This is a genomic window from Streptomyces bobili (assembly GCF_002154575.1).
In the GTDB taxonomy this organism is placed as follows: Bacteria; Actinomycetota; Actinomycetes; order Streptomycetales; family Streptomycetaceae; genus Streptomyces; species Streptomyces bobili.
Genome location: NZ_MUBA01000093.1, coordinates 1 through 13,459, shown reverse-complemented (window position 1 = coordinate 13,459; position 13,459 = coordinate 1). Strand labels below are relative to the sequence as shown.

At 70.3% G+C, this 13,459-nt stretch carries 12 protein-coding genes and 1 tRNA gene; 10 read left to right on the top strand and 3 right to left on the bottom strand.

From position 1 onward, the window contains the following. From BZL64_RS08725 to BZL64_RS08715, 3 genes are all read left to right on the top strand, one after another. Positions 1-912 (top strand): AIM24 family protein (locus BZL64_RS08725; protein WP_143663051.1); only part of this gene is annotated, 912 nt, incomplete at its 5' end. 11 nt (positions 913-923) lie between these two features. Next, positions 924-1,604, top strand: coding sequence for an AIM24 family protein (locus tag BZL64_RS08720; protein WP_073499354.1), 681 nt, complete (start codon positions 924-926; stop codon positions 1,602-1,604). Positions 1,605-1,621: 17 nt separating this feature from the next. Beyond that, the gene (locus tag BZL64_RS08715; RefSeq protein ID WP_086767760.1) at positions 1,622-2,377 is read left to right on the top strand and encodes an AIM24 family protein; all 756 of its coding nucleotides are present in this window, start codon (positions 1,622-1,624) and stop codon (positions 2,375-2,377) included. Positions 2,378-2,438: 61 nt separating this feature from the next. Here BZL64_RS08715 and BZL64_RS08710 read toward each other — a convergent pair whose 3' ends face one another. Continuing rightward, positions 2,439-2,960: an NUDIX hydrolase gene (locus tag BZL64_RS08710; RefSeq protein ID WP_086767758.1), complete on the bottom strand. Its 522-nt coding sequence runs from the start codon at positions 2,958-2,960 to the stop codon at positions 2,439-2,441. Continuing rightward, positions 2,957-4,456, bottom strand: a complete 1,500-nt coding sequence (locus tag BZL64_RS08705) for a zinc-dependent metalloprotease (protein ID WP_086767756.1) — start codon at positions 4,454-4,456, stop codon at positions 2,957-2,959. The genes BZL64_RS08710 and BZL64_RS08705 overlap by 4 nt, the downstream gene beginning before the upstream one ends. A gap of 193 nt (positions 4,457-4,649) precedes the next feature. On the opposite strand from BZL64_RS08705, the gene BZL64_RS08700 reads away from it, so the two are divergent. From BZL64_RS08700 to BZL64_RS08690, 4 genes are all read left to right on the top strand, one after another. Then, positions 4,650-5,759, top strand: coding sequence for an SDR family oxidoreductase (locus tag BZL64_RS08700; RefSeq protein WP_086767754.1), 1,110 nt, complete (start codon positions 4,650-4,652; stop codon positions 5,757-5,759). 178 nt (positions 5,760-5,937) lie between these two features. Continuing rightward, positions 5,938-6,396: a molybdenum cofactor biosynthesis protein MoaE gene (locus BZL64_RS08695; protein ID WP_086767752.1), complete on the top strand. Its 459-nt coding sequence runs from the start codon at positions 5,938-5,940 to the stop codon at positions 6,394-6,396. Positions 6,397-6,503: 107 nt separating this feature from the next. Beyond that, complete coding sequence (locus tag BZL64_RS40180; protein WP_167396109.1) at positions 6,504-6,668, top strand: hypothetical protein; 165 nt, start codon at positions 6,504-6,506, stop codon at positions 6,666-6,668. A gap of 63 nt (positions 6,669-6,731) precedes the next feature. Further along, positions 6,732-7,826, top strand: coding sequence for a YlbL family protein (locus BZL64_RS08690; RefSeq protein WP_086767750.1), 1,095 nt, complete (start codon positions 6,732-6,734; stop codon positions 7,824-7,826). 22 nt (positions 7,827-7,848) lie between these two features. Here the strand turns inward: BZL64_RS08690 and BZL64_RS08685 are convergent, their stop codons facing one another. Further along, positions 7,849-8,391: a PPA1309 family protein gene (locus BZL64_RS08685; RefSeq protein WP_167396108.1), complete on the bottom strand. Its 543-nt coding sequence runs from the start codon at positions 8,389-8,391 to the stop codon at positions 7,849-7,851. Positions 8,392-8,555: 164 nt separating this feature from the next. On the opposite strand from BZL64_RS08685, the gene BZL64_RS08680 reads away from it, so the two are divergent. The 3 genes from BZL64_RS08680 to BZL64_RS08670 form a co-directional block, all read left to right on the top strand. Next, on the top strand, positions 8,556-11,516 hold the full coding sequence (locus BZL64_RS08680; protein ID WP_086767745.1) for a UPF0182 family membrane protein: 2,961 nt from the start codon (positions 8,556-8,558) through the stop codon (positions 11,514-11,516). 41 nt (positions 11,517-11,557) lie between these two features. After that, positions 11,558-11,631, top strand: a tRNA-Met gene (locus BZL64_RS08675). A gap of 205 nt (positions 11,632-11,836) precedes the next feature. Beyond that, positions 11,837-13,459, top strand: a 1,623-nt coding sequence (locus BZL64_RS08670; RefSeq protein ID WP_107430238.1) for a tetratricopeptide repeat protein, incomplete at its 3' end; no start/stop codon positions are given.

Here is a 13,459-nt window from a genome sequence, read left to right as displayed (position 1 = left end):
TGCGGCGGCTGCCCGTACGGCGCCTGCTGGCCGGGCTGGCCGTACGGGCAGCCGCCGCAGTACGGCCAGCCGGGTGCGCCGACCGCTCCGCCGCCTCCCGGTTACGGGCAGCCCCAGGCGCCGCAGGCTCCCACGCCGCCGCCCGGTTACGGGCAGCCGACCCCGCCGCCGGGCTACGGCCAGCAGCCCGCGTTCGGTCAGGTCCCGGGCCAGCAGCCCTACGGCGTGCCGCAGGGCGCGCCCCAGGGCGGTGCCGGTGTGACCGCGGCCCTCCAGCAGTTCAAGGAGACGCCCACCGGGCAGCGCTGGACGCCGCAGACCCGGAAGCTGATCCGCGTCGACCTCGGCGTCGGAGGCCAGCCCGTGCTCGCCCGCCAGGGCAGCATGGTGCTCTATCAGGGCAAGGTCGACTTCAGCTACAAGGGCGCCGGTTTCGCCGGCCGGATCGTCGGCAACGCGACCGGCCAGGAGATGCAGCTGATGCGCTGCACCGGCCAGGGCCAGGTGTTCCTCGCCGAGGACTCCACGATGCTGCACCCCATCGAGCTGCAGGGCGACGGCATCTGCGTCTCCGCGGAGAACGTCCTCGCCTTCGACGAGAGCCTCCAGTACGAGGTCCGCCGCATCGAGGGCCATGGCATCCCCGGCGGCGCGCTCTTCACCATGCAGTTCACGGGTACCGGCACGGTCGTCGTGAAGACGCACGGCACGCCCGTGGTCCTGCCGGTCACGCCGACCACCTTCGCCGACTGCAATGCCGTCGTCGCCTGGTCGGCCGCCGCCCAGGTCGTGGTCTCCAGCCAGGTCCGCATGCGCCGCAACGCCTATCCGGGCGACACGGGAGAGAGCGTGAACCTCCAGTTCCGCGCCGCTCCCGGAAACTTCATCGTCGTCCAGCCGTACGAGGTCTGAGGGAGCCCGTCATGAACCAGCCGCTCGCGGGCTACGCCCCCGCACCCGTCACCGCCCGCATGGAGAACCACGGCAACCACATGCTGAAGGTGGCCCTCCAGACCGGAAGTGACCTCCTCGCGCGCGTGGGCTCGATGGTCGCCTACGAGGGCTTCATCCAGTACGAACCCAACCCGCCGGCCGTGCGCCAGATCGCGCGCGACTGGATGACCGGCGAGGGCGCGCCCCTGATGAAGTGCTCCGGCGACGGTCTGCTCTACCTCGCCGACTACGGCGCGAACGTCGTCGTGATCAACCTCAACGGCGACGGCATCTCCGTCAACGCCACCAACCTGCTCGCCTTCGACGCCCACCTCACCTGGGGCGTCGAGCGGGTCAAGGGGCTGGCGAAGTTCGCCGGACAGGGCCTGTGGAACACCAAGATCTCCGGGCAGGGCTGGGTCGCGCTGACCTCCCGGGGCAAGCCGATCGTCGTCGACTGCGGCGGCGGTGAGAACGAGACGTACGTCGACCCGGACGCGCTCGTCGCCTGGTCCCCGAACCTCAAGGTCAAGGGCAAGCGCAGCTTCAAGGCGCAGTCACTGCTCGGCCGGGGCAGCGGCGAGGCCTACCAGATGGCCTTCTCCGGTGAGGGCATCGTCGTCGTCCAGCCCAGCGAGGACAGCACCGACCGCCTTCGGGTCCGGGGCTGAGGGGGAGCCAGAGTCACATGCAGAGTCCGCTTTTCGCCCACAACGACCAGCAGACCCAGGAACGCTGGAGCCTCCAGAACAAGCAGATGCTCCGCGTCGCCCTGGAAGGCCACGACGACATCCTCGCCCGCAAGGGCACGATGGTCGCTTACCAGGGACTCGTCGAGTTCGACGCCGAGTTCCAGAGCAACAGCCAGTCACGCTCGCGCGCGCAGACCGGCGAGGGCCTGGACCTGATGCGCTGCCACGGGCAGGGCATCGTCTACCTCGCGAACCTCGCCCAGCACATCCACGTCGTGGAGGTCGACCACGAGGGACTGACCGTCGACAGCAGCTATGTCCTCGCCATGGACTCCGGGCTGCACCACGAGGTCATCGCAGTCGACAGCCTCTACGGCATCTCCGGCTCCGGGAAGTACCAGCTCAACATCACCGGCAGCGGACGGGTCGCCCTGATGACCTCGGGCGCGCCCCTGATGCTTCAGGTCACGCCCGACAAGTACGTCAACTGCGATGCCGACGCCATCGTCGCCTGGTCCACCGGGCTGCGGGTGCAGATGCAGGCGCAGACGCATTCCTCCGGCGTGTGGCGGCGACGCGGCAGTACCGGCGAAGGCTGGGAGCTGAGCTTCATGGGCAGCGGCTTCGCGCTGGTCCAGCCGAGTGAACTGCTCCCGCCGCAGGGCGCCCAGATCGGCTCCGGCCTCGCCGCGCAGTACGGCATGGGCCAGCAGGGGGCTCGGGCGCAGAACCAGGGCAACGCCTGGAGCTGACCGTCCGGAAAGCAGACGTAAGGGGCGACCGCCTGGCGGCTCGCCCCTTACGCGTTCCGCCTCACAGGCGCGCCCGCGTCGCCTCCAGCAGACGGACGACCGACTCGTCCGCCACCTCCGCGACCGTGTCGTAGGGGAACCAGCGCAGGTCGAGGGACTCCTCGCTGATCGTCTGGGTGGAGCCGGGCGGGGCCACCGCCGCGTACTGGACGTCGAGATGCCAGTGGCAGGGCGCCGGGATCGGGTGCCGGTCCAGCCGGACCGGGCCGCCCGGCAGCAGCGTCAGGCCGGGGACGCCGGACTCCTCGGTGGCCTCGCGCAGGGCCGCCGCCGCCAGCGAGACATCCTCCGGCTCGCAGTGGCCGCCCATCTGGAGCCACATCCGCAGCTTCCTGTGCAGGGTCAGCAGCACCCGCCCCTGCTCGGGGTCGATCACCAGGGCACTCGCCGTGAGATGCCCGGCCTCACACGCCTTCCACATGCCGTCCGGGTGCGCCGCCAAGTGGTCGAGGTAGGTCTGGCGCAGCTCTTCCTGGCTCTCGTAGTCCTTCAGTACGAGAACCGCGTCGTCGTGCAGGCTCACTCGCTGCTGCCGCCCTTGCCGTCGCCCTTGTTCTCGTCGGTGTCGTCGTCCTTGCGCAGTTTCGGCTTCTCACCGGGACCCGAAGCAGAATCCGAGGCCGAACCGGAGGCCGCGCCGCCGCTCGCCGCCTCGCCGAGCATCTTGTCCCACTCGGAGAAGTCCATCTGCTCGCGGTGCACGAAGCCGTCCGGGTCGTCCAGGTCGGCGGCCGTCGGCAGCATGTCGGGGTGGGCCCACAGGGCGTCGCGGCCGTCCACACCGCGCGCGTCCGTCAGCGAGGCCCACAGCCGCGACGCGTCCCGCAGACGGCGCGGGCGCAGCTCGAGACCGATCAGCGTCGCGAACGTCTGCTCCGCCGGACCGCCCGAAGCACGCCGGCGGCGCAGTGTCTCGCGCAGCGCGTCCGCGGACGACAGGCGCGGCTTCGCGGCCGCGTGCACGACCGCGTCGACCCAGCCCTCCACGAGCGCCAGGGCCGTCTCCAGACGGGCCAGGGCGGCCTTCTGCTCCGGAGTGTCCTCCGGCTGGAACATGCCCTGCTGAAGAGCGTCCTGGAGCTGCTCGGGGTTCTGCGGGTCGAACTGGCCGACCACGTCCTCCAGCTTGGCCGTGTCCACCTTGATCCCACGCGCGTAGCCGTCGACCGCGCCGAACAGGTGCGAGCGCAGCCACGGAACATGCGCGAAGAGGCGCTGGTGAGCGGCCTCGCGCAGGGCGAGGTAGAGCCGCACCTCCTCCTTCGGGACGCCCAGGTCCTTGCCGAACGACTCGATGTTCAGCGGGAGCAGCGCGGCCTTGCCGGCCGGGCCGAGCGGCAGGCCGATGTCGGTCGAACCGACGACCTCACCCGCGAGCACCCCGACGGCCTGCCCGATCTGCGAGCCGAACATGGCGCCGCCCATCGAACGCATCATGCCGATCAGCGGGCCGGCCATGGCCTGCATCTCCTCCGGCAGGACATCGCCCATGGCCGCGCCGACCCGCTCGGCGACCGGGTCGACGAGTTCCTTCCACGCGGGCAGGGTCGCCTCGACCCACTCCGCGCGCGACCACGCCACGGCGGTGCCGGCGCCGGACGGCAGGGAGGTCGCGTCGTCCAGCCACAGGTCGGCCAGGCGGACGGCATCCTGGACCGCGGTGCGGTCGGCGGGACCGATGCTCGCGTCCTTGACACCGTCGGAGGTGCCCTGGGACACCGTCTGGCGGGCGATCTGCTTGGCCATGTCCCAGTTCACCGGGCCGCCCTCGTAGGAGAGCATCTGGCCCAGCTGCTGGAACGCGGCGCCCAGGTCGGTGGGGTTCAGCGAGCCGAACATGGCGGCGAGCGGATTGTCCGCGCCGGGGTCGCCGAAGCCTGCGGCACCGGGCATACCGCCGAAACCGAACGGGCTGGCCGGTCCCTGACCACCGCCGCTCTGCGGGTTCTTCTTCTTGCCCTCGTCGCCGTCGTCCGGCTCCTCCGGCGGAAGGCCGAATCCGAATGGGGTGTCACTCACGGGGTTCCTCGGCTGGTAAGGCCACCGGCTCTGGTCCGGCGGCGCGGCTGCCCTGCAACACCACCCAGCGTAGACACCTGGGCCCGATCGGGCCTCGGTGCTTCGCCGACTCGCGGCCTGCGGCAGGATGGATGCCACCTGGTACGAACGCGTCACTCACGCCCGTATGGAAAACAACCGCTGGAGACACCTGGTGAGTTCCCCAGATCCGCAGGTTCGCGCAGCGCGAAACCCCTCGACCTCGGGCGGGCCGCGCGGCCCCGTCGTCGCCGTCACCGGCGCCGCGACCGGGGTGGGCGCGCTGCTGACCGAGCGGCTCGCCGCGTCCGACGAGATCAAGCAGGTCATCGCCATCGACGAGCGGCGGGGCGAGTGCGATGCGGCACAGTGGCACATCCTCGACGTCCGCGATCCGGCGATCGCCGAGAAGTTGCGCGGCGCGGACGTTGTCGTCCATCTGGCGCTCGATCTCGACCTGGGGAGCGAAGCCGCCGCCCGAACGGCCTACAACGTGCGCGGGACCCAGACGGTGCTGACCGCCGCGGCAGCCGCCGGGGTGCACCGCGTCGTCCTGTGCACCTCCGCCATGGTCTACGGGGCGCTGCCGGACAACGAGCTGCCCCTGTCGGAGGACGCGGAGTTGAAGGCCACGGCGGAGGCGACCGGCGTCGGGGACCTGCTGGAGATCGAGCGGCTCGCGCGGCGCGCCCCGCGCGCGCATCCGGGGCTCAACGTCACGGTGGTGCGGCCGGCGGTGCTGGTGGGCGGCACGGACACCGCGCTGACCCGCTACTTCGAGTCACCCCGGCTCCTGGTCGTCGCCGGATCGCGGCCGGTCTGGCAGTTCTGCCACGTCGAGGACCTGTGTGGGGCGCTGGAGTACGCCGTGCTGGAGAAGGTCGACGGCGAACTCGCGGTCGGCTGCGACGGCTGGCTTGAGCAGGAGGAGGTCGAGGAGCTGAGCGGGATCCGGCGGATGGAGCTGCCGTCGGCGGTCGCTCTCGGCGCTGCTGCCCGGCTGCACCGGATCGGACTCACGCCGTCCCCGGCGGGAGACCTGGCCTACACGATGTACCCGTGGGTGGTCAGCGGGAGCCGACTGCACGACGCCGGCTGGCGGCCTCGGTGGAGCAATGAGGACGTGCTCGCGGAGCTGCTCGAGGAGGTCGCCGGGCGGCACACCGTTGCCGGGCGGCGACTGGGGCGCAAGGACGCGACGGCCGCGGGGGCCGCGGGCGCGACGGTGGCGCTGCTGGGCGCCGCCGCGGTGGTGCGGCGGGCTCGTAAGGCGCGGCGACGGTAGCCGGCGCGCGGCGGGTGGCCCTCCTGAGCCACCCGCGGACTCCCCGGCGCGTCGGGGCGCGCCCCGGACGTGCCGAACGCGCTGCGATGCCCCTTGTAGGAGGCTCCGAGCGTGCACGCGTGCGTGCCGGACGATCCCGGTATTCCCGCTTGTCGTCGCGGTGCGGCACGATTGAGGCATGGCACCCAGTAATGATCACCCCGGTGAGCAGGCAGCGCAGGATCCCGTCAAGCTGATCGCGATCAGGGACAGCGCGCTGTCCCTGGACGAGGTCTTCCGGGCCGTGGGGGACGACGCGGCCGGCGGGACGGCCCTGTTCGTAGGAACCGTGCGCAATCACGACGGCGGCGCCGACGTGGACAACCTCGGATACTCCAGTCATCCCAGCGCCGAGGCGGAGATGCGGCGGATCGCGGAGAAGGTCGTCGCCGAGTACCCGGTGCGCGCGCTCGCGGCCGTGCACCGCGTGGGAGACCTGCGGGTCGGCGACCTGGCCGTCGTCGTCGCCGTGTCGTGTCCGCACCGCGGCGAGGCCTTCGAAGCGTGCCGCAAGCTGATCGACGACCTCAAGCACGAGGTGCCCATCTGGAAGCATCAGACGTTCTCCGACGGCACCGAAGAATGGGTCGGCGCGTAGCGCCCCGTCCGGTTGCGTAACCGCACCCCTGGCCCGAGCGTTGTCACTGCGGATGGTTAATCTGCTGATCAGTCAGTCGCGGTCGTACGTGGGGTTGGGAGGACGGCATGGGGGCGCTCGTCTGGTTGCTGATTCCGCTGGTGGCCGCGATCGGCGCCGGCCTGTGGGGCAGTTGGGCCAACCGCACCCGCAGGACCCGCGGCGACGGCCCCGAGCTGGACGGCTACGCCCGCTTCCGCGCGGCCATGGAGAGGCCCCACTCGGGCACCTGAGGGCGGTGACCCGGGCGGTGGCCCTGACGGTGCGCTGACAGAACCGTCCCGTACTGTCGAGTCATGCCACGCCGCACCGCGACGATGCTCGCCTCCACCCTGATGCTGATCGCGCTCTTGTGCGCGGGAGTGCTCATCCCCGTGCCGTACGCGGAGATGTCCCCGGGGCCGACGGTGAACACCCTCGGAGAGCACGGCGGCGAGCCGGTGCTCCAGATCGCCGGACGCAAGACGTACCCGACCGACGGCAACCTCAACATGACGACCGTTCGGGTCACCAGTGCCGACTACCGGATGAACCTCGTCGAAGCCGTCTATGGCTGGCTCGCGCACGACAACAAGGTCGTGCCGCACGACACGCTCTATCCGGACGGCAAGACCGAGGAGCAGTCCACCCAGGAGAACGCCGAGGAGTTCAGCCAGTCCCAGGAGAGCGCCAAGGTGGCCGCCCTGAAGGAGCTGGACGTCCCGGTGCAGTCCTGGGTGATCGTCTCCACCGTCGTCAAGGGCTCGCCCGCCGAGGGCCGGCTGCACGCCGGAGACGTGATCAAGGACGTGGACGGTACGGCGGTGAAGGACCCCTCCGACGTGGCGAAGCTGGTGACGAAGCACAAGCCCGGCGAGGACGTCGTCTTCACCATCGTGCCGGCGAAGGACCAGGCCGCCGCCGAGAAGGACAACAAGCCGGCGACCAGGACGCAGAAGATCACGATCACCACCGCGGCCTCCGCCGACATCGGCGAGAAGCGGGCCATCGTCGGGATCTCCGCCGGCACGGACCACACGTTCCCGTTCACCATCGACATCAAGCTCGCCGATGTCGGCGGCCCGAGCGCCGGTCTGATGTTCGCGCTCGGCATCTACGACAAGCTCACCCCGGGCAGCCTGACCGGCGGCAAGTTCGTCGCCGGCACCGGCACCATCGACGACGCCGGCAAGGTCGGCCCGATCGGCGGCATCGAGATGAAGACGGTCGGCGCACGCGACAAGGGCGCCCAGTACTTCCTGACGCCCGCCGCCAACTGCGCCTCCGCCGCCGAGGACACCCCCAGCGGGCTCACGCTCGTCAAGGTGAACACCATCGACGACGCACTCGGCGCCCTGAAGGACATCCGCAGCGGCGACACCGCCGACCTGCCGAAGTGCACGGCCGGCTAGACCGTGAGGCGACGCGGCGGGGCTACTCCTCGAACGTCGCCGACAGGGCCTCCGCGAGGCCCGGTACCAGCTCGGAACCGGTGAGAACCTCCGTCGGGGAGTCCTTCTGGCGGAGTCGCAGGGCCGAGTCACGGGCGCCGTCCCGCAGGACCGCCACCGTCATCCGGACCTCCTGACGGTCCGGGTGCTCGGCCACCCACTGCGTCAGCTTCGCCTCGCTCAGCCCCTGCGGGACCTGGGCCTCGGCGGAGGGCGGCAGCATCAGACGTTCCACGGTCAGCGCGCAGCCGACCACCGCGTCCGGCCAGGCGATCGTGGCGAGGAACTCGTCGAGCGGCTTGTCCGTTGGCACTTCATCCTGCTCGATCGGGGTGAGACCGGTGGTCTCGGGCGCATCCGCCAGGCCGAGCTGGGCGGCGAGGCCGGGTTCCTGAGTGCGCAGACGTGCGGTGTCGACGAGGGCGAAAAGGCGGGCGGGCTGGTCCCAGCCGAGGCCGGAGGCGTACTCGTCGATCTCGAGTACGGCCCGGGTGAGCGGGCTCGCCGCCATGGGAGTGTTGGACATGGTCACAATCCTGCCTCGTTCAGGGCCGGAATCGGGAACCCGGTAAAGGGTGAGTAAGTTGCATAGGTGTGGGCCCGCGATCACGGGGGGCCACGGAGGGTCCACGAAGACGCGGACCTGACGGATCAACAGCGAACCTCGGGGTGCGAACCTTGGCTTTCCAGATGCCGGACCGCGGCGGAGGCCCGACCGGGCCACGGATCAGAGTGGGCCGCCCGTCCCGGCGTGTCCGTACTCTGCTCATGACACTGGGCGTGCTTGCCGTCCTGGGCATGGCGTTCACCATGTTCGCAGGGTTCTGGACGGACTGGCTCTGGTACCGGTCGGTGAACTACTCCTCGGTGTTCACGACCACACTCTCGACCAAGATCGGGCTCTTCTTCGTCTTCGGTCTGCTGATGGCCCTCGCGGTCGGGTTCAACCTGTGGCTGGCCCACCGCCTGAGGCCGCCGCTGAGCGCCATGTCGATGGAGCAGCAGAGCCTCGACCGGTACCGCATGGGCATCGCGCCGTACAAGAAGTGGCTGCTGCTCGGGATCACCGCTCTTGTCGGGCTGATCGCCGGCGCCTCGGCGTCGGGACAGTGGCGGACCTGGCTGATGTGGGTCAACGGCGTGTCCTTCGGACAGAAGGACCCGCAGTTCCACCTCGACGTGTCCTTCTACGCCTTCGACCTGCCCTGGTACCGGTTCCTGCTCGGCTTCGGCTTCGCCGCCACGATCCTCTCCCTGATCGCCGCCGCGCTCACCCACTACCTGTACGGCGGGCTGCGCGTCACCAGCCCCGGCGCGCGCGCCACGGCCGCGGCCACCGGACATCTGTCGGTGCTGCTCGGCATCTTCGTCGCGCTGAAGGCGGTCGCCTACTGGCTCGACCGGTACGGCCTGGCGGTGAAGTCCAGCGACTTCAAGGCCACCGACAACTGGACCGGCCTGCGCTACGTCGACGCCAACGCCTACCTGCCGGCCAAGACGATCCTGTTCTGCATCGCGGTCATCTGCGCCCTGCTGTTCTTCGCCACCCTGTGGCGGCGTACCTGGCAGCTGCCCGTCATCGGCTTCGGCCTGATGGTGCTCTCCGCGATCCTGATCGGCGGCCTGTATCCGGCGATCGTCCAGAAGTTCCAGGTCCAGCCGAACGAGCAGGCCAAGGAAGCGCCGTACGTCGAGAAGAACCTCAAGGCGACGCGTGAGGCCTACGGCATCGAGGGCGCCCAGGTCACGGACTACTCGGGGACGAGCAAGACCGAGGACAAGACGACGCTGCGCGACGACGTGGCCGGCGCGGCGAGCATTCGCGTCCTGGACCCGAACATCGTCTCGCCGACCTTCCAGCAGCTCCAGCAGATCCGGAAGTACTACGCCTTCCCGACCAACCTGGACGTGGACCGCTACAACGTGAACGGCCAGGACCAGGACACGGTCATCGGTCTGCGCGAGCTGAACCTCGCGGGCGTGGACAAGCAGAACTGGATCAACAACCACTTCCGCTACACCCACGGCTACGGCGTGGTCGCCGCCAAGGGCACCACCGCCGACATCGACGGCCGCCCGGCCTTCACCGAGTCCAACCTGCCGTCGGAGGGCGTGCTCGGCAAGTACGAGCAGCGGATCTACTACGGCGAGAAGACGACCACGTACTCGATCGTCGGCGGTCCCCAGAAGGAGATCGACTACTCCGACGACCAGGGCGAGAAGACCACCAGCTACACCGGCAAGGGTGGGATCAACCTCTCCAGTCCGGTCAACCGGGCCGCGTACGCGGTGGCGTTCGGCGAACCGCAGATCCTGTACTCCGGTGCGATCGGCGAGGGTTCGAAGATCCTCTACAACCGCACGCCCAAGGATCGCGTCGAGGCGGTGGCCCCGTGGCTGACCATCGACGGCGATGCCTACCCGGCGGTCGTGGGCGACAAGGTCCAGTGGATCGTCGACGCGTACACGACCACCAACGGCTATCCGTACGCCTCGCGTACGACCCTCGGTGACACGACGGCCGACTCGCTGACCGCCACCAACAACAACCGCGCGGTGGTGGCCCAGCAGAACCAGGTCAACTACATCCGTAACTCGGTGAAGGCGACCGTCGACGCGTACACCGGTGAGGTCAAGCTCTACCAGTGGGACACCAAGGACCCGGTCCTGAAGACCTGGATGAAGGCGTTCCCCGGCACGGTGGAGAAGAAGTCGCAGATCTCCGGCGACCTGATGGCCCATCTCCGTTACCCGCAGGACCTGTTCAAGGTCCAGCGTGAGCTGCTCACCCGCTACCACGTGAAGGACGCGACCACGTTCCTCAGCGGCAGTGAGGTGTGGCAGGTGCCGAACGACCCGACCAACCAGTCGAACGACGCGGTGCCGCCGTACTACCTGAGCATGAAGATGCCCGACCAGAAGGCGCAGGCGTTCTCGCTGACGACGACGTTCACGCCCAACGGGCGGGACAACCTCAGCGCGTTCATGTCGGTCGACTCCGAGGCCGGCACATCCGGCTACGGCAAGATCAGAGTGCTGAAACTGCCGACCAGTACGACCGTCGACGGACCCAAACAGGTGCAGAGCCAGTTCAACTCCGAACAGGACATCGCCGAGTCCATCAGATTGCTGAAGGGCGGCGACTCCGAGGTCGAGTACGGCAACCTGCTGACGGTGCCGCTCGACGGAGGACTGCTCTACGTGGAGCCGGTCTACGTCCGTGGTGGCGGACTCAAGTACCCGCTGCTGCGCAAGGTGTTGGTGTCCTACGGCGGCGTCACCGCCTTCGAGGACTCCCTCGACGAGGCCCTCAACAAGGTCTTCGGCGCGGAGGGTGCGACACCGAAGCCACCCGCGGACGACGGTGGCACCACCCCGCCACCGGCGACCGGCAACCCGACGGTCCAGGAGGCGTTGAAGGACGCCCAGGAGGCCTTCACCGCGGGCCAGGAGGCCCTCAAGAAGCCCGACTGGGAGGCGTACGCCAAGGCGCAGGCGGACCTCGAGGCGGCGTTGAAGCGGGCCGAGGACGCGCAGGCCGCGGCGGACAAGAACGGCGGGAGCAGCCCGAGCACCTCGCCGAGCGCGAGCGCCGAACCGGGGGCCACCGCCAGTCCCAAGCCGAGTCCGAGCGGCAGTCCCAGCGGCTGATCAAGGACCACCCCGCGTCGTGGTACGGTTGTGGAACACGACGCGGGGTGGAGCAGCTCGGTAGCTCGCTGGGCTCATAACCCAGAGGTCGCAGGTTCAAATCCTGTCCCCGCTACTCCAGGCGAAGGCCCGGATCCTGAAAAGGATCCGGGCCTTCGTGGTGTGCGAACGCATGTGCCCGGGGTGGGATCGCCGTGCCGCCGTGGGGAGTTGGGGCATCTGTGTTTGACTTGTCTCTCTGTGGGCATGTCGACAAAACGCTGAAGTGACCTTACGGGCCGCGGTATACCAGGTGTACCCGGGTTGCAGGTGGTGCGACGATGGACGTTATGGGGGACAAGGCAACTCTGTTCGAGACAGGGCGATTTGTGCAGCCTTCCGGTACGGAAGCGGCCCCGGAGGGGACTCCGTACGAGACCGCGTACGAGACCGCGGAAGAGACTCCGGGCATGGGCTCTGCGGGGGAGACTCCGGACATGGGCCGGGACGAGAGCCGGGACGAGACGGGCGAGGACGTCGAGGAGGTGCGCCGACGGCTCGCCGCCGAGTCCGGCGACGTCGAGGCGATGAGCGTCCTCGGGGCCCTGCTGCTGCGCCGCGGCGATCTGGACGGAGCCGAACCTCATCTGCGTGCCGCCACCACGGAGGGCGACCGTGCCGCCGCCAACAACCTGGGTGTCCTCCTCCACCAGCGCGGTTACCCCGACGAGGCCGCCGGCTGGTGGAGGGTCGCCGCCGTCGCCGGTTCCGCGCCCGCGGCTCACGCGCTGGGCCGGCACCACCGTGAGCGCGGCGACGAACCCGCGGCCGAGTACTGGCTGCGCCAGGCCGCCGAACAAGGACATGTCCTGGGCGCCTACGCCCTCGCCGACCTGCTGGAGCACCGGGGTGACCGCCCGGGTGCCGAGCGGTGGCTGCGGGCCGCCGCCGAGCGCGGGCACCGCGAGGCGGCGTACCGGCTGGCGCGGGCCCTCGACCGTCGCGAGCCGGTCTTCGGCGACGGGCGCAGAGACGCCACGGACAACGGTGTCGCCGTACCTGCGGAGGCCGAGCAGTGGTACCGGCAGGCCGCCGCGCGCGGACACCGGCGGGCCGCGCTGCACCTCGGGGCCATCTTGGAGCGGCGGGGCGAGCTGAAGGAGGCCGGGCGCTGGTACCTGACGTCCGCGAAGGACGGCGAGCCCCGGGCCGCCTGCGCGCTCGGGTTCCTGCTGCGCGACGCCGGCGACACCGAGAACGCCGCCGTGTGGTGGCTGCGTGCCGCGCAGGACGGCGACGGCAACGCGGCCAACGCGCTGGGCGCCCTGTACGCCGAGCGTAACCAGACCCAGACCGCCGAGCGCTGGTACCGGGCGGCCATGGACGCCGGGGACGACAACGGCGCCTACAACCTCGCCCTGCTCTGCGCCGAGCAGGGCCGCACCGCGCAGGCCGAGCAGTGGTACCGGCGCGCCGCGTACGCCGGGCACCGGGAAGCCGCCAACGCGCTGGCCGTCCTGCTGCTCCAGGTCGGGGACGCGGCCGGGGCCGAGCCCTGGTTCTCCAAGGCCGCGGAGGCGGGCAGTGTCGACGCCGCGTTCAACCTCGGGATCCTGTTCGCGGGCCGCGGCGAGGACGCGGTCGCGCTGCGCTGGTACGAGCGGGCGGCGGCGGCCGGGCACACCGAGGCGGCGCTCCAGGTCGGCATCGCCCGGCTCCGGGAGGGCGACGAGCAGGCCGCCGAGCGGCATCTGCGCTGCGCGGCGGGCGGGGGCAGCGCGGAGGCGGCGTACCGGCTGGCGGCCGTGCTCGACGCCCGTAGGCCGCCCCAGCCGGCGCACGAGCTGGGCGAGATCGTGCACGAGAAGACGGAGTGCGAGGAGTGGTACGAGCGGGCGGCGACCCAGGGGCACCGGCGGGCGCAGGTGCGGGTCGGCATGCTGGCCGCCGCGCGCGGCGGCCAG

What these genes read in the sequence shown, in the direction of transcription:
- BZL64_RS08720 (WP_073499354.1), top strand. Translation starts at nt 924, where the DNA reads ATGAACCAGCCGCTCGCGGGCTACGCCCCCGCACCCGTCACCGCCCGC.
- BZL64_RS08715 (WP_086767760.1), top strand. Translation starts at nt 1,622, where the DNA reads ATGCAGAGTCCGCTTTTCGCCCACAACGACCAGCAGACCCAGGAACGC.
- BZL64_RS08695 (WP_086767752.1), top strand. Translation starts at nt 5,938, where the DNA reads ATGGCACCCAGTAATGATCACCCCGGTGAGCAGGCAGCGCAGGATCCC.
- BZL64_RS40180 (WP_167396109.1), top strand. Translation starts at nt 6,504, where the DNA reads ATGGGGGCGCTCGTCTGGTTGCTGATTCCGCTGGTGGCCGCGATCGGC.
- BZL64_RS08690 (WP_086767750.1), top strand. Translation starts at nt 6,732, where the DNA reads ATGCCACGCCGCACCGCGACGATGCTCGCCTCCACCCTGATGCTGATC.
- BZL64_RS08685 (WP_167396108.1), bottom strand. Translation starts at nt 8,391, where the DNA reads ATGTCCAACACTCCCATGGCGGCGAGCCCGCTCACCCGGGCCGTACTC.
- BZL64_RS08680 (WP_086767745.1), top strand. Translation starts at nt 8,556, where the DNA reads ATGCCGGACCGCGGCGGAGGCCCGACCGGGCCACGGATCAGAGTGGGC.